The sequence below is a fragment of the Acinetobacter sp. CS-2 genome (assembly GCF_016599715.1).
GTDB lineage: Bacteria > Pseudomonadota > Gammaproteobacteria > Pseudomonadales > Moraxellaceae > Acinetobacter.
The window spans coordinates 1,618,252-1,638,684 of sequence record NZ_CP067019.1 but is presented as its reverse complement, the minus strand read 5'-3'; the positions used below and the strand labels follow the sequence as shown (position 1 = coordinate 1,638,684).

Sequence of the window (20,433 nt, the reverse complement as noted above, 5' to 3'; positions counted from 1 at the left end):
AATCCCTTTTTTCAACGCAAAAAGACAATAAAATAATTATGCGGTAATTGGAATTTTATTGATGATTATTGACCTCTCAGGTTCTCACTGATTGACTTTTATTTTGTGCTATGCAATTGCAAATCTAAGCTGATTTAATGTGCTTCGTTAACCATCAGTTTATATTGCCTCTCTTGCATTAAAACAAAAAAGTGCTTTTTATTTTCTTGAGTCAAAAACAAAGCAGTGCTTTTTATTATTCTCTTGCGCTAAAAACAAAGCAGTGCTTTGTTTTTAGCTCATATCAGACATTAGTTGGGTTGTCATAGGCTTGATATCGGTATATTTTAAATTGGCTTTTTTTATGTCTTTCTGGGACTTGCGATGAATACGGTACGCCAACAAAATTTTCAATTACGCAAAGAGAAAATTTTAGCCATGGCAGAAACACTGTTGCTGGATAATAATCAGGACATTACCTTGGCAGAACTTGCGTGTGAGCTGGATATTGCCAAAGGGACCATTTATAAACATTTTAAAAGCAAGAATCAGCTCTATTTAGAACTGATCATCTTGAATGAAAAAAGATTATTGGAAATTTCAAAAAAATATAAAAATAATATTAAAACCTATGTTTCACAGTACATGCTCTACAACATGTTAAATTCCAACCGGACCATTTTATTGCATGTGATTGAAGAACGCTTAACCAATAATGAACGCAAGCTGAAAGAATTATTTGAACAGCTTTATCGGGTACGTGAAGAGCGGATTATTGAAATTAAGGACATGACCGACGAATATCTGAAATCCTTCAATAGTGCCATGTCGATTCGCGACTATTTGTCTTATATCTGGACGGTCACCTATGGTGCTTCCTTGTTGCTTAATTCAACCCATTACCAGAAAGCCATTGGTTCACGTGAACGCCTGATTAAACTGTATATTAACCAGGCCTTAATGACCCCGGATAAAATTTCTTGATGGCCGGGTTTCAATAAATCAATTATTGATGAATGATTTTATGCATAGGGTCATCCAGGTCATTCATTTTCGAGAACAATTCATAACACATCTGTCTCAGCCATTGATGGCTGGTCTTGTGATGGCAGGACATATGCCAATATTGCTTGACTGCATAGGTGGGAAAAGTAATCGGTGCATCAAAAATCTGTAAATTGCCGCGCGACAATAACACTTCACTTAAATAATAAGGTACGGTCGCAATTGCATCTGTTTCCTGTACCACCAGACCAACGCCCAGATAACTGGGCAAGCGCATCAAGATATTACGTTTCAGTTCTAAATTTAACAATTCATTTTCAATATGATAATGCCCCATTCCGGCATCAATATCGATATGGGGTTCATTGATATATTGTTCAGTGCTTAGACTGTTTTCGCTCAGCCGCGGATGGTTTTTGGATGCAATCACCACATAATATTGCTCAAACAGTTTTTGCTGATAAAAACCATTTTCCAGATGGGGTAAAAAACCAATCGCCAAATCAATTTCTCCATTGGCCATTTGATAACTGGTTTCAGAAGTAATGGCGCGAACATTTAAACGAATATTTGAAGCATGCTGTTTTAAATATTGGGAAATTTTAGGCAATAACACCAAATGCGACACATCGGTCATGGCAATAGTAAATTTCTGCTGTGAAGTAGTCTGGTCAAAATCAACGGTGAAATTATTGATGATTTCAACTTTACTTAAGGCTTCACTGACCAGTGGGAACAGCTGTTTCGACAGTTCAGTCGGCACCATTTCATTGCCGATTCTTAAAAAAAGTGGGTCATTATAATGCTGGCGGATTTTATTCAGGATATTGCTGACCGTGGGCTGACTCATGGCCAGATATTCAGCCGCGACGGAAACACTTTTATATTTATAAATATAAAGAAAAACGCTGAGTAATTTACAGTCGAGCTCAAACACCGATTCAAATCCCTAAATCTTTAATTTGTAGAGGCAATACATCATCTACCTTTTGAGTGCTATTTCCAATGTCCATTTATACCGAAATAGCATGCCATGTGAATAAGCTTTGGCTGAAGCTTATAAAATAAATTCTATCAATAAAAATCAAAATAACATAACAGACTGCTTTCACCCTTGTTGATACCCTCTTTATTTTTCTCCCTGAGCGGACTTGAAATATATTTCAAGTCTGTGTAAGAGAAATAAAAAGGATGGATGAAAAGGCTTCTTTCATAAATCATTTTAAAAACTAAAAATCGTTCGTAAAGCTAAAATTGAAAATAGATTTTTAGTCGATATTAGATTCATGAGTGTGGCATGAATGCCATACGTTTCCCATCACGACAAGGATGTCGTGTATGGGAAACAAAAGGTTTTTGTCTACTTTTGACCTTTCAAAAGTAGAGAAACTGCCTACGAGAAGGTAAAAAATTAAATTAATCAAATGAAGCCGTGCTGATTTAAAATATCTAACATTGAACATTTTTTGATTTATGAAAGAGATCTAAAGAAACACATCACTCAAACGGTTTGACTTAAACCTGAACGCCTCAAATTTAAGTCAAACTTTAAAAGCCTACAGCAATTATTCTGCTGAAATATCTTCAAATAACACCGAAGATAAATAACGCTCACCGGCATCCGGTAAAATTACCACAATGTTTTTACCGGCATTTTCAGGACGTGCTGCCAATTGAGCTGCGGCTGCCATGGCTGCACCACTTGAAATACCCACCAGAATACCGTCATGGGTTGCTGTTTTGCGTGCCCATTCAATAGCTGTAGCACTTTCAATCGCAATCACTTCATCCACTAAATCCAGATCCAGGTTTTTAGGAATAAAGTTGGCGCCAATGCCCTGAATTTTATGCGGTCCCGGAGTCAATGGCTCGCCACGTTTCGCCTGACCAATAATCGGTGATTCCGCAGGTTCCACAGCAACCGAATAAAGCGGTTGATTTTTTACCTGTTCAAAATAACGTGAAATACCAGAAATAGTGCCACCCGTACCGACGCCAGATACCAAGATATCGACTTTACCGCCAGTAGCTTCCCAAATTTCGGGGCCTGTGGTCTGTTCATGGATTTTCGGGTTGGCCGGGTTTTCAAATTGTTGCGGTAAAAAATACACATCCGGTTGTTCAGTGGCTAAACGTACTGCTTCATCGACCGCACCTTTCATGCCTTTGGCCGGCTCAGTCAGTACCAGATTTGCACCAAAAGCCTTCAGCACCTTACGGCGCTCAACACTCATGCTTGCAGGCATGGTTAAGGTAATGTCATAACCTTTAGCAGCTGCAACAAATGCCAGTGCAATACCGGTATTGCCACTGGTTGGCTCGACAATATGCATGCCCGGTTTAAGCAAACCTTTTTCTTCAGCATCTGCAATTAAAGCGGCACCTACCCGACATTTCACCGAGAATGCCGGATTACGGCTTTCAACTTTTGCCAATACGGTTGCATCGGATGAAATGGCACGATTAATACGAATTAAAGGTGTATTGCCAATCGCTTCAGCATTATCACTATAAACCGCTATGGCTAAATTGTTCGGTGCTGGAAAAGCAGAATCAGTACTCATTTTAACTCCTTGAGCTGTCTTTTGATTTTAAAGTCATGCGCTCATCATAAGCCATTTACACTTTCAAGATAAGTTTTTCTATTGCTATGCTTATTCAACTTAAGTTGTGATTTCAATCTAAAAAACAATGCTTTTTAAACCGATAAGCTTGTAATATTGACCAAAGAATTACCACTTAAATGACGTAATTGTCATCAATAAAGTTTGTATTTATTCATGCAATTGCACACAATATCCAGCAAATGAAAACTGATTTAGGGAATCACATGTCTCATAAGAGTTATAGCCGGTTCTATCGACAATTTACACAGAAAATTTTAGATAAAATTGTGACTCCTCAAGTCTTGGGCAATACTGAAGAATTAAAAAAAACCTTAGAATATCAAAAAGATAAAAAAATAATTTGCTATGTATTACAAGATGCATCCTTAAGCAACACGGTCCTGATTGATACTGAAGCCAAAGCACGCCAACTGCCTTCTGTTTTTACGCCTTTCAGCATTCAGGAGTTGCAGGAAGATGATTCTATTCTGGCTTTAAACCTCCCCAACTCACAAAATCAAACCTATCATTATTCAGCCAAGCTCATTCGGCTAATTGAAGCTCTGGAAAAATATCCCGCATACGATATTGAACTGGTTCCGGTGACGGTTTTATGGGGCCGCTCACCCGAATATGAAGACTCCTGGTTTAAAGCCTTATTTGCCGATGCCTGGGCGACACCGTCCAAATTAAAGCAGGCCTTGAATATTTCTTTATATAGCCGTGAAAACTATATTGAATTTCACAAACCGCTTTCCCTAAGAGCAGCTATAGAAAAATCTAAAATTGAATATCCAAACTTTTCCCCGGCACATTCTGTGGTCAAGGAACTCAATAGCAATTTCAATAAATACAAAGAAGCCATTTTAGGTCCCGACTTATCCGACCGCCGTAATCTCATTAACAAGTTAATGAAAACCGAAACGGTGCAAGATGCTATTCGTAAAGAAAGTATTGACAACAAAATCAGCATGTTCGAAGCAGAGAACCGTGCCAAAGGCTATTTAACCGAAGTGGTGTCGGACTTTTCCTATTCTACCCTACGTTTTGCCGAACTGGCGCTGACCAAACTCTGGACGCAACTTTATGATGGAATTGAAGTGCATAATTTCGATACCGTCCGCGAGCTGGCCAAAGATTACGAAATTGTTTATACCCCATGCCATCGCAGTCATATCGATTATTTACTGCTGTCTTATGTGATTTTTAACCGTGGCTTGATGGTGCCGCATATTGCGGCAGGCATTAACCTCAACTTGCCTGTGGTCGGTCAGATCATGCGTGGTGGCGGTGCTTATTTCATCCGGCGCACCTTTAGTGGAAATGAGTTATATACTTCTGTTTTTAAAGAATATTTACATAGTTTATTGTCGCGTAACACGCCTTTGGAATACTTTATTGAAGGTGGACGCTCACGGACTGGTCTGCTGTTACCACCGAAAAAAGGCATGCTGTCGATGACGGTACAAAGCCATTTACGTGGTGCAACCAAGCCGATAGCCTTTATTCCGACCTATTTTGGTTATGAAAAACTGATTGAAGGCACCTCTTATTTAAATGAACTGAATGGCAAACCCAAAGAAGCCGAATCGATCTGGGGCATCTTGAGTTCAGTCCGTAAAATTGAAAAAGTTTTTGGTCAGGTACACGTCAATTTTGGGGAACCGGTTTTTCTGGATCAGGTTTTAGCTGAACATCAAGCCAGTGATATTAAACTCAACATTCATGATGAATTACCTCAGCCAGTCATTCAAACAGTCAATCAGGTTGCCAACTCAATTCTGGAAAATATTAATAAAGCAGTAGTGATTAATCCAATCTCTTTAATCTCGCTGATTTTATTGAATGCCGAACATCATGCTTTAACTGAACATGATTTAATCGGAAAAATTGATCAATATCGTCATTTATTAAAAATAACGAAATATGATGCAAAAATGATCATGACAGAATTATCGAGCACAGAGATTATTCAATATGCTGCAAAATTAAAACAGGTTGAAATCTTCAGCCAAAATAACCAAAACTGGGTGCGCGTTGCCGAAAGTCAAAAAATTCTATTAAGTTATTTTAGTAATAATATTCTACACTGTTTTATTTTACCGGCATTAATTGCAATGCTGGTGCATTCATATAAAAAAATCTCTACGCATTATTTAATTGATAGTGTTAAAAGTATCTATCCCTATTTTAAAGAAGAATTTTTCTTAAAATGGTCTATGGATGAATTAGAAAAAGAAATCACACTCATTATAAAAGGTTTAGAACATTTAGGCTGGATTGTTCGTCAGGATCAAACCCTTTCTATCCCAGCCGATGAACACATGCAAAACCAGCTTGTAACATTGGCTCATTTGTCTGCTTCTAGCCTGAATAACATGACGATGATTGCTGCATTACTTCAGCAGTATGCTTCGCTGCAAGCACTGAGCCTGAAAGAACTGGAGAAAATGGGTAAAGCTGTACTGAACAAACTGTCACAAACCAAAAAGATTCAGGCCGGTTATTATTTTGACAGCGCCACATTAAAAAGCTTTATTGCTATATTAAAAGAAAAAAGTCTGCTCAGTACTCAAGAAAATCATTTTGTCATTAGCGATGATTTTGAAGAAAAAATGTCTGCAATTTTTAACTGGTATAATCCTGAAACGCGTCAGGCAATCACTGAAGCCGTGCATTTTAATGAAAAAGAATTAAAAGGATTTAAATAGACCCATAAAAATTGATGAATCATATTTTGCATTGCTATCAGGCATTTAATCTGGATTAAATGCCTTATTTTAATGGATATAAGAATATCTGATAATTACTTTCATAAAAAACCATTGAAAATGTTACATTTTCATCCTATATGAGATTAATCAGGCAGTATACTGCCTAAGTTACTGTTGCGTAGTATGGAAATGCTGTATGAACACCGATCTTGAAATTGCTTCTATGCATGAGTCTATTGATGTTGTTGTCACAATATTAAAATCATTAGCCAATACAGATCGTTTACTTATTTTATGTCATCTTGCCAAACAAGAATTAAATGTCTCCCAAATAGAACAGACGACAAAAATAAGCCAGCCTACCTTATCACAGCAACTGATGATGCTACGTAAAAGCGATATGGTGACTACACGTCGTGATGGAAAACAGATTTTTTATTCCATTAAAGATGAAAAACTGGTTCAGGTCCTCAATACCCTATATCAACTCTATTGTCCTAAAAATTTAATTTAATCATATAAATAAAAGAAAATTGAGAAGATGTAATCGTCCTGATAAGACTTCTTAGCATTTTTTATGCATAATATATCTAAGATAGTGATTTAGCTTTAGATATGTCAGATTTAAATTCTCGCTTAACGGCGCTATTACCGGCTTGGCGCTGGCTGCGTACCTACAACCACGCCAAGTTTAAATCTGACCTTCTTTCAGCCCTAATTGTCATCGCAATGCTGGTTCCGCAAGGTATGGCCTATGCCATGCTGGCAGGACTACCGCCCATTACGGGACTGTATGCCAGTATTTTACCCATGATCATTTACGCCATGGTCGGGAGCAGTCCTACGCTTTCTATTGGCCCGGTCGCGATTATTTCCATGATGACTTTCGCGACACTCAATCCCTTATTTGAGGTTGGCTCGCCGGTTTATATACAGGCAGCCTGCCTGCTTGCAGTAATGGTGGGTGTCATTTCCTTATTGCTCGGGATATTTCGATTTGGCTTTCTGATTCAGCTGATTAGTCATCCGGTCATCAAGAGTTTTATTATTGCCTCTGCGCTGCTGATTGCTTTGGGTCAATTCAAATTTCTGGTCGATGTACCTTTAAAGGCCAATAATATCCCTGAGTTTGTAGTCAGCGTTTGGCAATATCTAAGGTACAGCAATTTCTCCTCTTTGATCTTTGGCATGCTTGCGCTCATTTTTCTGATTTATTTCCCTAAAGTTTTACAGTCCAATGCTGTGCAAAGCCGAATAGGGTCGACTGCATTTCTGACGAAAGCCTTGCCTTTAAGTTTGGTGGTAATTTCAATTGCGGCGGTCTATTTTCTGGATTTAAAAGCCGTAGGCATTAAAACGGTAGGAGAAATCCCCTCAGGTTTTCCCCCGCTGAGTATGCCCTACTGGAATCTGGATCTGGTCATTACCTTGTTACCCGGTGCAGCAATGATCGCCATGATCAGCTTTGTCGAGTCTTTATCTATTGCTCAAGCGACTGCCCTACAGCAACGCAGTCATTTAAATAGTAACCAGGAACTGATCGCATTGGGTTTATCCAATTTAAGTGCCGGGCTCAGCTCAGCATTTCCGGTTACCGGAAGCTTATCGCGCACGGTGGTCAATGCAGATGCCGGTGCCAAAACTCCGCTGGCAGGGGTCATTTCATCTCTGCTTATTGTGGTGGTCAGTCTTTATTTTACCGGCTTTTTCCGTGATTTGCCTTTAGGCATTCTGGCAGCAACCATTATTGTTTCCATCTGGAAACTGGTTGATTTCAAGCCCTTTATTGAAACCTGGCGTTATTCCAAAGCTGATGGTATTGCCATGTGGATTACCTTCTTTGGTGTGCTCTGCATCGATATCTCGACTGGTTTGCTACTGGGTATTGTTTCTACCTTTATTCTGCTGCTGTGGCGGATCAGCCGCCCGCATATTGCCGTCATTGGTCTGGTTGAAGGAACCCAGCATTTTAGAAATATACAGCGTCATCAGGTACTGACCTCAGACACAGTCCTGTCCATGCGGATAGATGAAAATCTGACCTTTCTAAATGCCAATACCTTTAAAGGTTTTCTGATTAATGCCGTGAGTCAGTATACAGATTTAGAGCATGTGGTCATTAACTGCTCCAGTATTAGTGCCATTGATCTGAGCGCGCTGGAAATGCTGGAAGACCTCAATGCCGAACTCAATAAACTGGACATCAAACTGAATTTTTCCGAAATTAAGGGCCCCGTAATGGATAAATTACAACATTCAAAACTGCTGCATCACTTAAGTGGCCGGATTTATCTTTCGCATTTTCAGGCCATGCAAGAACTTTCCCCGGAAGTATTTTAAGACAAATCAGATATAAATGATCTCACTCAATTTCTGCTGTGGTTTTTTTGAGACTGCCTTTGATATTTTATTAAGAGCTTGAAAATAGAATCTTTTAACAGAATACAACACAGTAGAATAATCGGAAGCATTTGTATTATTTGAATATTTAAAAAATATGGTAAAATTTGATGAAAAACTAAAAATATCAACTTTAAAAATAAGCAGTTAGTTTTTATATGGAAATTATTTTTTAGCCATATCACTTTTAGGTATAAAATGCCGAATATTTTTGTGATTTTTTAGTCCTCGTATTTGTAACAAGGCACCTTTATGTTTTCTGCTTTAATGCGTTTGAGTTTAGTCTCCCGAATTATTATCGCCATTATTCTCGGTATTGGTGTTGCTGTTTTGTTCCCGAATCTGGCTCCTTATTTAAGCCTGTTAGGTGAACTGTTTATTAAAGCACTTAAATCTGTTGCACCCATTTTAGTTTTTGTGCTGGTTTTAGCCTCTATTGCTAATTTTAAAGTCGGACATAGCGCGAAAATTAAACCCATCATACTAATGTATGCGATTGGAATGTTACTGGCTGCATTAAGTGCTGTAATTGCCAGTATCATTTTTCCAAGTACCTTGTTTCTGGATATTCCCGCAAATGCAGACTTGCAACCACCAGGTAGTCTGATTGAAATCTTAAAAAACCTGCTTTTAAGTTTTGTGGCCAATCCTGTGGTTGCGATTAGTGAAGCCAACTTTATTGGTATTTTGGCCTGGGCTGTTGCTTTGGGGGTTGCATTCCGTCATGCCCATGACTCAACAAAAGTATTGCTCACCGATGCTGCAAATGCCGTCAATAGCGTGATCCGTTTGGTCATCAATTTTGCCCCGGTGGGTATTTTTGGTCTGGTTGCCGTGACCTTTGCAGAAGCTGGATTAAGTACGTTTGAGAGCTATGCACAATTGTTAGTAGTATTGATTGGCACCATGTTGTTTGTGGCATTGGTAGTCAATCCAATGATGGTGGCCTTTGTGACCCGTGCAAATCCCTATCCACTGGTTTTACAATGTTTACGCGAAAGTGGCATTACGGCGTTTTTTACTCGCAGTTCGGCAGCCAATATTCCTGTGAATCTGGATTTGGCCAAACGTTTAGGTGTTGCTGAATCTACAGCCAGCGTTGCCATTCCTTTAGGAGCAACGATTAATATGGCGGGGGCTGCTGTTACCATTACCGTTCTCACCTTAGCCACTGTGAATACATTGAGTATTTCGGTGGATTTCACCACCATGCTGGTTTTATCGGTACTGGCAACCATTTCAGCTTGTGGTGCTTCCGGTGTTGCCGGTGGATCTTTATTGCTGATTCCTGTCGCTTGTGGCCTGTTTGGGATCAGTTCGGATGTCGCCATGCAAGTGGTAGCCATTGGTATGGTGATTAGCGTATTGCAGGATTCAACAGAAACTGCATTAAATTCTTCAACAGATGTGCTATTTACTGCTGCCGTTGACCGCGGTTTGGATTAAGATAGTCATTATTAAGTTTTTTTTGTGACGTTATGCCTTTTCAAACTTTACCGCTCTGGGTTCAATTAGGGGCTTTTTTTCTTGCAGTCAATGCAGGAATGATTAACGTTCTCGGACTGGTGACCGTGCTGCATCAGTCCGTTTCCCATATGACCGGAAATGTCAGCATGTTGGCCATGGCTTTACTCAAGTGGCAACCTGAACACATCCTTTACTTAATCCTGGTTATTCTATGCTATGTCATTGGTTCATTTTATAGTGGATTTATACTCGGAAATAGTCAGTTTAAGTTAGGACGCCGCTACGGTTTTCCTTTAAGTCTGGTGGCTTTTTTTATCCTGTTATGTTGGCTTTTACTTCCCTATTTCCCGCGTTATGCCTTACTCTGGGCATGTGGTGCCATGGGTATCCAGAATGCTATGGTCAGTCATTATAAAGGTACGATTATTCGTACAACCCACTTATCGGGTGTTTTGACAGATTTGGGCTTGGCTTTAGGCTACAAGTTACGGGGACTAAAAGTAGAACGTAGACGTATTATTCTGCACTTGCTCATTTTATTTGGATTTTTCATTGGCGGTCTACTTGCCAGCGTGATTTATCCTTATTTAAAATTGCATGCCTACCTCGTCCCAGTGATGTTAAGCTGGACACTTAGCTTGATTTATTGGGTTATTTATTATCGTTATCGGCAGACTCAAGAGTAATATCGGAATTTATTATGGTCAAAAATGCATTACAGGCTCAATTGCTAAAAGCGGGTTTAGTCGATAATAAAAAGGCTAAAAAACTGTCAAAACAGGCAGTACATGAGCAACGTACCGGACAAAGCAATGAAGCTGAATTAAAGGCCAAAATTGCTCAAGACCAGCAAGAAAAGCTGGCTCGCGATCAGGCGCTGGATTTAGAAAAAAAACGCCTGTTACAGGGTAAAGAATTAAAAGCTGCCATTGTGCAAATGATCAATCAGCACAAAATTAAAGACACCGATGGCGAAGTTGCCTATCAATTTATTGATGACAATAAAGTCAAAAAGATTTATCTCAATCAGCAGATTTACAATGCGCTGGTTGCAGGTTCACTCATTATTGCAAAAGAAGCAGATAGTTATGCCATTTTGCCTAAAGCCTTGGCAGAGCGCATTAACGACAAGATGGAAGGCTTCATTATTGTCAACAATTCTGAAAAGAATGAACAGACCACCGATGAAGACGATCCATATGCAGCCTACGTCATTCCTGATGATTTAATGTGGTAAGTCCAGTTCATCAATCGTTGAAGGAATTCACTATGCCAGTATTCGTATTGGCATAGATAACAAGAACAGAATAATGATAAGAAATTAAGTAATTTCAGCATCAGCCCAGCTGGTGAATTTTATTTGAGTTCGTGTATATAAAACGTTATCTTTATAATAATCAAAAAATAACGCTATACACTATTCCATAATTTAAAAAATTCAGGATAATTTTTTGGAACAATTGGCATTCATACAAAATATTCAGGACTGGTCAGATCACTATCCATGGCTAGAAATGTTCACCTCTCTCAGTATTTTAATTTTACTGGCACTCCTGGCAAATTTTATTGCCAAGCAAGTCGTGGTTCGTGGTATCCGCCAACTGATTTCCAAGATGAAATTTGTCAATCAGGACATTTTTGCCCAGCATAGTGTTATCCGCCGGGTTTCAAGCATTGTGCCAGCGATTGTGATTATGAATGGTATTGTCACTGTTCCCCATCTTTCAGAAAAAGTAACTGTTTTAATTCAAATGGCAGCACAGGCGTTTATTTTTCTCACCCTTGCTTTAGCCATCAGTGAATTTTTAAGTATTTTCAATCTAGTTTATCAACGTAATCCCAAATCAAAAAACAAACCGATTAAAGGTTATTTACAGCTGGTTAAGCTGATTATCTTTATTGTCTGTGGCTTGATGATTTTAGGTACTTTCCTCAAAAAAGATGTCTTTACCTTGCTAGCAGGTTTTGGTGCCATGGCAGCAGTATTGATGTTGATATTTCAAAATACCATTCTCTCCTTGGTGGCATCAGTACAAATTTCATCTTATGACATGGTGCGAATTGGTGACTGGATAGAAATGCCTTCACTGAATGCCGACGGTGATGTCATTGATATGTCATTACATACCATTACCGTGCAAAATTTTGACAAAACCCTAACCACTATTCCAACCAATAAGCTGGTAACAGATACTTTTAAAAACTGGCGCGGTATGGCGTATGCTGGAGTGCGCCGCATCAAAAGGTCCATCTTTATTGATCAAAGTAGTGTGCATTTCATGACACCAGATGAGCAGCAAAAACTAAAAGATTTTTTATTGCTGGATCAATATTTAAATAGCAAACATGATGAGCTGGAAAGCTTTAACCAGCAACTCTCGAACCAATCTTTATACAATCAGCGCCGTTTAACCAATTTAGGTACCTTCCGCGCCTATGTTGAGTTTTACTTAAAACAGCATTCAGGCATCGCGCAAAATCAATCGCTGATTATTCGACAATTACAACCGACCAGTGAAGGTTTACCCCTGGAAATTTATGCTTTTGCAAATACGACAGTATGGAAAGATTATGAGGCGATACAGTCTGATATCTTTGATCATTTGATTGCAATTGTCCCAGAATTTGGTTTAAGAGTTTATCAGGCACCATCCGGTGCTGATTTTAGGCAATTCACGGCACGTTCAGCAGATCAAGCCGAACTTTAAAAACAAACGGGCTGATGCAATAGTTAAAACGTATTGCTATTATTCTTATTTGTACTTGAATGATTCAACTGAAAATAAGGCATCCCCCGTTCATGCAATTAATATGGTTTCGACAGGACTTGCGTATACAAGACCATGCTGCACTTTGGCATGCAGCTCAATCTGGAAACTGTGTTGCCTTGGTGATTCTCTCACCTGAGCAATGGCAACGACATGATGACAGCCCTGCCAAACAAATATTTTATTTACGCCAACTGGAAACGCTAAAATCACAGCTCAATCAGCTAAATATTCCACTGCTGATCAAGCACATTCCTTTATGGAAAGATGTCCCCAATGAGATGCTGCAGCTTTGTCTGCGACTTGGTATTGACGCTGTACATGCCAATATTGAAATTGGAGTGAATGAATTAAAACGAGATGCCCAAACGCAACAAAATCTGGAAAAGCATCAGATTTCGCTTGAGCTTTATCATGACCAGACGATTTTTCCTGTCGGTTCAATCACAAATAAATCTAATCAGCCTTATCAGGTGTTTAGTGCGTTTAAAAAACGCTGTTATGAATTACTTGGCATTGGCCTACAGCAATGTTATCCAGCAGTGGCAAAGCAGGAAAAAATAGCGCTGAACCTGGAATCAGAAAAAACGAAAAACAGTGCATCAACATATATGCAAAGCTCTGTATCAGATCAGTTACAGCAGCTTTGGCCGGTAACGGAAGACTATGCACTGAATATTTTGAATCATTTTGTTGACTCTAAAATACAGCAGTATCAACAGGAACGGGATTTTCCTGATCTTAATTCAACCAGCCGATTGTCTGCTTACTTAAATATCGGTGCGGTTTCAATCAGGCAGTGCTTACGAGCCGTGTTTAGAAAACAAAATGGTCATTTTCATATAGACAATGCGGGACAACAAACCTGGCTGGATGAATTGTTGTGGCGTGAGTTCTATCAACACATTCTTTATCAGTTTCCTGCCGTTTCCAAACATAAACCTTTTAAAAGCAATACTGAGAAGATTCAATGGCGTAATGCTGAGCAAGACCTGCATGCCTGGCAACAAGGTCAGACTGGAATTCCCATTGTAGATGCGGGTATGCGTCAGTTGCTGCAAACCGGTTGGATGCACAACCGGGTACGTATGATTACAGCAATGTTCTTAACCAAGAACCTGCTGATTGACTGGCGTCTGGGTGAAAAATGGTTTATGCAGCATTTAATTGATGGCAATTTGGCCGCAAATAATGGTGGCTGGCAATGGTGTGCTTCAACGGGAACCGATTCAGTACCCTATTTCCGAATCTTCAACCCAATCACCCAATCGCAAAAGTTTGATAAAAACGGCGATTATATCCGAACATGGGTACCGGAACTGGCACATCTGGATGCAAAAAAAATCCATGATCCTTATGCTTACCCACAGGTGCGAAAATTAAATTACCCACGGGCAATTGTGGATTTAAGCTTATCGCGCAAGCGTGCCATAGAGGCGTTTAAGGCAATCTGACTTGGAAATATTAAAGAATCGCCCTGTTCAATCAGGGCGAGACCCAAAACTACTGCAATCTACAAATCGTTTCAGTTGAATGCTGCTCTAAGGTGCTGAGGAGAATCCACCTAAAAGAATGCCAAGCCCTAAAAAGATTCTAAAATCAGTTCAATTGATCGAAATGAATTAATTCAAACCATTAATCTTGCGAAGCAGTGTTTCTCAGGTAGAATTTTCTGAAAAAAATGATCGGGGGCTATCATCGACGAAGTTTAGATGACGCCAAAATGCACTGTATCAAATTGTTAGGTGATCAATTAACTTCAAGACATTTTCAAAGCCAGGTTAATGAAATTCATGTATGTGTGGCTGTACTGAACAAATTTACCCAGTGAGGTAGACCTTCATACCCAAGTGATCTCCTAAATTTTAATGATTTGGAGTAAATTCAGCTTTTAAATATTTATGTAACAAAGCCGTTAAAATGAAAAGTTTACTGATTTAATCAGACTTTTAGATATTCATTAAATTATTATTTATACTATTGAAGTTGCAATAATATTCAACCTAACAGCCATTTACTCAAGGAAATTCGCATGTTGCAGTGGTTTGAAAAACTCGTCGATCCTTATCCATCCAAAGGTTTAAACGAACCACTTCCTACCCGTTTTTTCCCTTTTGTCTGGCAAGCCGCTCAAGGTGTGCGCCCTTATTTATTGTTGCTGGTGCTGTTTACTGCAGCTGCTGCAAGTTTTGAAGCCTTTCTTTATTCTAAAATCGGTGATTTGGTGAACTGGCTAAGCAAGAGTCAACCAGACACTTTTTTGGCTGAACATAGCCAAAATCTTACGATCTTGAGCTGCATTCTGCTGGCCAATATCTTATTTGCCAATATACAGTCTATTATCAAGCATCAAATTTTATACAGTACTTTTCCCATGCGTTTACGCTGGCGTTTCCATAATTTACTGTTACAGCAAAGTCTAGACTTTTTTCACAACGACTTTGCCGGACGTTTATCTGCCAAAGTAATGCAGACTTCACTGGCGGTACGTGAATTTTGGGTGATTTTGGGTGATATGCTTGCCTATGTTCTGATCTACTTTGTCACGATCAGTCTGGTTCTGGGGGCAATTTCTCCGTTGCTGATTTTGCCTCTGCTGCTTTGGCTGGTACTGTTTATTTGTGCTGCCTGCTTTTTTATTCCACGTTTAAGCCAGATTTCAAGCCAGCAGGCCGATGCCCGTGCAGTCATGACTGGTCGTGTTACCGACGCTTACACCAATATTCAAACCGTGAAACTATTTGCACATGCTGGGCGTGAAAGCAAGTATGCCAAAGCATCCATGCAAGATTTCATGATCACGGTATATAAACAAATGCGCCTGGGCACACAGTATGAGATCAGCATCAATTTACTCAGTGTGGTTTTATATGGTGGCGTTTTAGGTACCGCCATCTGGTTATGGATCAACGGTCAGGCCGAACTCGGTATTATTGCTGCAACGACCGCCATGATTTTAAAACTCAACAGTATTGCCGAATTTATGATGTGGCAGTCATCCGCACTGTTCGAAAATGTCGGAACCATTCAGGATGGTATGAAAACCTTGGGACAGCCAATTCACATTCAGGACAAACCGGATGCACAACCTTTACAGGTACAGCATGGTGAAATTAAATTTGAAGATGTCAGTTTTGCTTATCAGAATAAAAATGTGATTGATCATTTTAATTTAACCATTAAACCGGGAGAAAAAATTGGCATTGTCGGCCGCTCTGGTGCAGGAAAATCGACCCTGATTCAACTGTTATTGCATTTTTATAATATTAACCAAGGTCGTATTTCGATCGATGGTCAAAATATTCAAGATGTGACTCAGGACAGTTTGCGTAAAAATATTGCTTTTGTAACTCAGGATACCTCTTTGTTACATCGTACCGTGGCTGAAAATATTAAATATGGCCGTCCCGATGCAACAGATGAAGAGATGTTTGAAGCCGTGCGCAAAGCCAAGGCGGAAGATTTTATTCCACAGCTCACTGATTTGCGTGGCAAAACTGGCTATGAAGCCTATGTGGGGGAACGCGGTGTTAAACTATCGGGTGGTCAACGCCAGCGTATCGCCATTGCCCGGGTGTTTTTAAAAGATGCGCCAATTCTGATTTTAGACGAAGCCACCAGTGCCTTAGATTCTGAAGTAGAGGCGGCAATTCAATCCAGTCTGGATGAATTGATGCAAGGTAAAACCGTGATTGCGATTGCCCATCGACTATCCACCATTGCACAAATGGACCGTTTGATTGTGCTGGATGAAGGTAACATTGTAGAGCAAGGCACGCATGAAGAACTGGTTGCGCTGGGTGGTATTTATGCACATTTGTGGCAAAGACAGACGGGCAGTTTTTTAATCGAACAACAGGCATTGAAGAAAAAGGATATGTATTGATGCTGTATTTAGAAGATATAAAAGTGGGTGATCGTTTCATTAGCCGTGAATATGAAATGACCTTAGAAGAAATCAAACAGTTTGCACATGCTTATGATCCTCAAGTTTTTCATACTGATGAACATGAGGCCAAAGCACATCCTGTTTTTCAGGGCATTGCTGCCAGTGGCTGGCACACCTGTGCAGTTACCATGCGTTTATGGACTGAGTGTTTTCCGGTCGCTTATGGTTTGATTGGTTCAGAGTCCAGCCTGCGCTGGCCGCGTCCGACCCGTCCTGGCGATAAGATTCATGTCGAGGTCGAAATTGTGGCAATTACGCCATCAAAAAGTAAAAATGACCGAGCTATAGTCAGTTATGTGACTCAGGCATTCAATCAGAACCATGATGTATTACTTATTTCAACCACTAAAATTGTGGTCTTTAAAAAAGATGTTCAGCCTGAATAATTTTCAGACTTTAAAAATATTGTCCAACAATTTTAATCGAATACTGTTTCAACTCATGCCAATATGGCATCTACAAATAGAAAAACGAATGAATGCAATGGATGGCGCATGAAAACGATTTCTCCAAGACAGGATCAAGGCATACCGGGTGTTTATGGACTGCTGCTGTTAGATGTGGTATCCCGTTGGGGTTACACTGCTGAAGCACTCTTCACCCCATTTCATTTAAACAGTGAACAGTTGGCAGACCCCAACTTTCGTATTCCGACACCAGTTGCCAATGAACTGGTCAAGCATGCACTACGTTTAACTGGCGAGCCGACACTGGGTTTCCATTTGGGCACCCAGATGCGTATCTCGATTCATGGTTTTATTGGTTATGCCATTATGACGGCACATGACATTACTGATGCCCTGATACTGGCGAACCGGTTTATCCAGCTACGTATGCCATTTTTACAACTTTATTTTTCCACCTTTGGTGAAAAAGCGACCTTACAGTTGCAGTGTGATTTTGATATTGAACCCTTACGTACTGAAATTGCCATTGCCCTGACCTTTGGCATTATTACCATGGCCAAAGCCCTGACCGGTTGTGAGGACCTGTCCGGGGAGATTGATTTTGATTTTCCCAAACCGTCCGGTTTTGAACGTTACATGGCAAAATTTCCATCGCATCAGTTCCGTTTCGAACAGCCACATCTATTAAGCAGCTTTGATAAAAAATATCTGAGCTTGAAAATGGTCAATGCTGACCCGATTGCCAGCCAGATTGCGATTAACCAGTGTGAAGCTGAACTGTCTGCCTTGGGCGAACGTCGCCGCCTGGCCATGCGGGTGCGTGACATTTTGACCAATTCTGAACAGCATTATTTAAGTATTGAAAATGTGGCAGATCGGCTGCATATGTCAGATCGTACCCTGAAACGCCAACTGGCAGCTGAAGGCACCTCATTTTCTACCTTGGTGGATGAAGTACGTTATCGGCATGCCACTTCCCTGCTGTCACGTACTGATTACACGCTTGAGCAGATTGCCGATGAAATTGGTTATAGCGATGTCGCCAATTTCAGCCGTGCATTTAAGCGTTGGAGTGGGCGTAGTCCAAGCAATTGGCGTAAAGATCCTTATCTATAAACTTTTGTTTTTATCAAAAAACATGTATAAAACATGGCAAAAATGATTTGAATATTTTAAAGGAGTCATCCATGAATCACCCTTCAGAGTTAAAGTACGCAAGTACACACGAATGGGTCAAAATTGAAGGTGATCTGGTTATTACTGGGATTTCCGACCATGCACAGGATGCTTTGGGCGACCTGGTGTATGTTGAAGCGCCAGAAGTGGGTCAGAAAATGATTGCCGGTGAACAGGCAGGCGTAGTTGAATCGGTGAAAACGGCTTCTGATATTCATGCACCTGTTTCAGGTGAAGTGGTTGAAGTAAACTCAGCACTTGAAGATGATCCTGATTTTGTCAATGATGACCCTTATGGCAAAGGCTGGATTTATAAAATCAAGCCAGACAACATGGCGGATGTAGAAAAACTGCTTTCCAGTAGTGAATATGAAGCAGGTTTGTAATACTGCTTTAAATAAAAAAATCAGCCTTGAAGGCTGATTTTTTTATCGTCAGAAAAATGCAGTACTCTTTTAAAAAAATAATCTTTGAAAAAGCAAATTGAAAAATAAAGCTCAAATTTTTTAATAAAAAAGTATCTGACTTAAGACATTTATTATTAAGGTGTTTCCGGTCCTATCTTAGCTTGATTCTCTTCCGGATCTTTATCTTGCAGCATACTGAATGATGCAGCTGAACCTGGAACCGTTTGATCCTGTCGGTTACTTTTCAATTTAATCTGCAAGCGCAATTCATTCATGGAGTCGGCATTACGCAATGCTTCTTCATAACTGATCGCACCCTCATTATATAAATCATATAAAGCCTGATCGAAAGTTTGCATGCCCAATTCACGGGATTTCTTCATGATTTCTTTGAGTTCATGAAACTGGCCTTTCAGGATATTATCTCCAATTAAAGGTGTATTCAACAAAATTTCAATGGCTGCACGACGTCCACGTCCATCTTCAGTACGCACCAAACGCTGTGAAATAATCGCCTTCATATTGGAAGATAAATCCATCAGCAATTGATTGCGACGTTCTTCCGGGAAAAAGTTGATAATTCGATCCAGCGCCTGATTGGCATTATTGGCATGTAAAGTACCTAAACATAAATGTCCGGTTTCGGCAAAGGCAATGGCATGTTCCATGGTTTCGGTATCACGGATTTCACCAATTAAAATAACATCCGGTGCCTGACGCAAGGTGTTCTTCAAGGCATTGTGCCATGAATGACTATCCACGCCGACTTCGCGGTGGGTAATCATCGATTTCTTATGCTTATGCACATATTCCACCGGATCTTCCACGGTAATAATGTGCCCGGCAGAATTTTCATTACGATGATCAATCATGGCGGCTAAAGAAGTCGATTTACCCGAGCCGGTAGCACCGACCACAAGTATCAGACCGCGTTTTGCCATCATCACATGCTTTAAGGACTCGGGAAGCTTTAACTGGTCAAAATTTGGAATTTCTGCGGTAATGGTTCGTATTACCATCCCTACATGTAATTGCTGCTGGAATACATTGACACGAAAGCGCGAAACATTGGGAACACTAATGGCAAAATTACATTCCAGCTCGGTTTCAAACTCATGCCTCTGTTTTTCATTCATTAAACTATAGGCAAACAACTTGGTCTTGTCGGCAGTCAATGCCTGCTGGCCAAGCGGTTTCATTAAGCCCTGATGTTTAATACTCGGTGGAAAATCTGCTGAAATAAATAAATCTGAGCCGCCATATTCCACCACCTTAGTCAGCATATGGAACATCATTTTACGTGCTTCTTCCAGTAATTCCGTACTATACATATATTCCCCGATGAGAATTGTTTCTATGATCCACGCATACTGAAATTGGTTTAATTTATTTAAATGCTTATCTCAGTCGTGAAGAAACAATTCATGTTTTATTGATTACTATTTTTCCCTATTGTGCATAAACATAGTAAAGTACTCAACTTTGTTATTTTTAACTGGTTAAAAGTATGAATAGAAATTGCATACACCATCAATAAACGCGTGGTTTAAAATTA

Annotated in this window: 16 protein-coding genes and 1 pseudogene; 14 read left to right on the top strand and 3 right to left on the bottom strand. The window is 39.9% G+C overall.

Going from position 1 to position 20,433, the window contains the following annotated elements; all coding sequences use genetic code 11:
* Positions 1 to 363 precede the first annotated feature (363 nt).
* Positions 364 to 963, top strand: a complete 600-nt coding sequence (locus tag JFY49_RS08225) for a TetR/AcrR family transcriptional regulator (RefSeq protein WP_086196960.1) — start codon at positions 364 to 366, stop codon at positions 961 to 963.
* A gap of 22 nt (positions 964 to 985) precedes the next feature.
* On the opposite strand, the gene JFY49_RS08220 is transcribed toward JFY49_RS08225, so the two are convergent.
* Complete coding sequence (locus tag JFY49_RS08220; RefSeq protein WP_086196961.1) at positions 986 to 1,921, bottom strand: LysR substrate-binding domain-containing protein; 936 nt, start codon at positions 1,919 to 1,921, stop codon at positions 986 to 988.
* A gap of 628 nt (positions 1,922 to 2,549) precedes the next feature.
* Positions 2,550 to 3,548 (bottom strand): cysteine synthase A, encoded by a 999-nt coding sequence (cysK, locus tag JFY49_RS08215; RefSeq protein WP_200222523.1) that lies wholly within the window; start codon positions 3,546 to 3,548, stop codon positions 2,550 to 2,552.
* 266 nt (positions 3,549 to 3,814) lie between these two features.
* Here cysK and plsB point away from each other — a divergent pair, with 266 nt between their 5' ends.
* From plsB to gcvH, 13 genes and pseudogenes are all read left to right on the top strand, one after another.
* Positions 3,815 to 6,301, top strand: coding sequence for a glycerol-3-phosphate 1-O-acyltransferase PlsB (plsB, locus tag JFY49_RS08210; protein ID WP_200222522.1), 2,487 nt, complete (start codon positions 3,815 to 3,817; stop codon positions 6,299 to 6,301).
* Between the two features lie 199 nt (positions 6,302 to 6,500).
* Positions 6,501 to 6,818, top strand: a complete 318-nt coding sequence (locus JFY49_RS08205) for an ArsR/SmtB family transcription factor (RefSeq protein WP_086196964.1) — start codon at positions 6,501 to 6,503, stop codon at positions 6,816 to 6,818.
* A 101-nt stretch (positions 6,819 to 6,919) separates the two neighbouring features.
* Positions 6,920 to 8,644: a SulP family inorganic anion transporter gene (locus JFY49_RS08200; RefSeq protein ID WP_200224770.1), complete on the top strand. Its 1,725-nt coding sequence runs from the start codon at positions 6,920 to 6,922 to the stop codon at positions 8,642 to 8,644.
* 312 nt (positions 8,645 to 8,956) lie between these two features.
* Positions 8,957 to 10,150 (top strand): serine/threonine transporter SstT, encoded by a 1,194-nt coding sequence (gene sstT, locus JFY49_RS08195; protein ID WP_200224769.1) that lies wholly within the window; start codon positions 8,957 to 8,959, stop codon positions 10,148 to 10,150.
* Positions 10,151 to 10,182: 32 nt separating this feature from the next.
* Positions 10,183 to 10,857 carry a YoaK family protein gene (locus JFY49_RS08190; protein WP_200224768.1) on the top strand — a complete coding sequence of 225 codons (675 nt, stop codon included), beginning with the start codon at positions 10,183 to 10,185 and terminating at the stop codon, positions 10,855 to 10,857.
* 14 nt (positions 10,858 to 10,871) lie between these two features.
* Positions 10,872 to 11,408 carry a DUF2058 domain-containing protein gene (locus JFY49_RS08185; protein ID WP_180176406.1) on the top strand — a complete coding sequence of 179 codons (537 nt, stop codon included), beginning with the start codon at positions 10,872 to 10,874 and terminating at the stop codon, positions 11,406 to 11,408.
* Positions 11,409 to 11,622: 214 nt separating this feature from the next.
* Positions 11,623 to 12,879, top strand: coding sequence for a mechanosensitive ion channel family protein (locus JFY49_RS08180; protein WP_200224767.1), 1,257 nt, complete (start codon positions 11,623 to 11,625; stop codon positions 12,877 to 12,879).
* A gap of 92 nt (positions 12,880 to 12,971) precedes the next feature.
* On the top strand, positions 12,972 to 14,393 hold the full coding sequence (locus JFY49_RS08175; RefSeq protein WP_180176404.1) for a cryptochrome/photolyase family protein: 1,422 nt from the start codon (positions 12,972 to 12,974) through the stop codon (positions 14,391 to 14,393).
* Positions 14,394 to 14,507: 114 nt separating this feature from the next.
* A pseudogene (locus JFY49_RS08170) lies at positions 14,508 to 14,770 on the top strand (IS5/IS1182 family transposase); the annotation flags it as partial.
* 201 nt (positions 14,771 to 14,971) lie between these two features.
* Entirely contained in the window at positions 14,972 to 16,825 is a 1,854-nt protein-coding gene (locus JFY49_RS08165) for an ABC transporter ATP-binding protein (RefSeq protein ID WP_200224766.1), read from the top strand.
* Entirely contained in the window at positions 16,825 to 17,274 is a 450-nt protein-coding gene (locus JFY49_RS08160; RefSeq protein ID WP_200224765.1) for a MaoC family dehydratase, read from the top strand. Before JFY49_RS08165 ends, JFY49_RS08160 begins: the two co-directional genes overlap by 1 nt.
* A gap of 108 nt (positions 17,275 to 17,382) precedes the next feature.
* The gene (locus JFY49_RS08155) at positions 17,383 to 18,411 is read left to right on the top strand and encodes a helix-turn-helix transcriptional regulator (protein WP_180042582.1); all 1,029 of its coding nucleotides are present in this window, start codon (positions 17,383 to 17,385) and stop codon (positions 18,409 to 18,411) included.
* Between the two features lie 71 nt (positions 18,412 to 18,482).
* Positions 18,483 to 18,857 (top strand): glycine cleavage system protein GcvH, encoded by a 375-nt coding sequence (gene gcvH, locus JFY49_RS08150; protein ID WP_200224764.1) that lies wholly within the window; start codon positions 18,483 to 18,485, stop codon positions 18,855 to 18,857.
* 155 nt (positions 18,858 to 19,012) lie between these two features.
* Here the strand turns inward: gcvH and JFY49_RS08145 are convergent, their stop codons facing one another.
* A complete protein-coding gene (locus JFY49_RS08145) occupies positions 19,013 to 20,209 on the bottom strand; it encodes a PilT/PilU family type 4a pilus ATPase (RefSeq protein WP_200224762.1) in 1,197 nt (398 codons plus the stop codon).
* Positions 20,210 to 20,433: the final 224 nt, after the last annotated feature.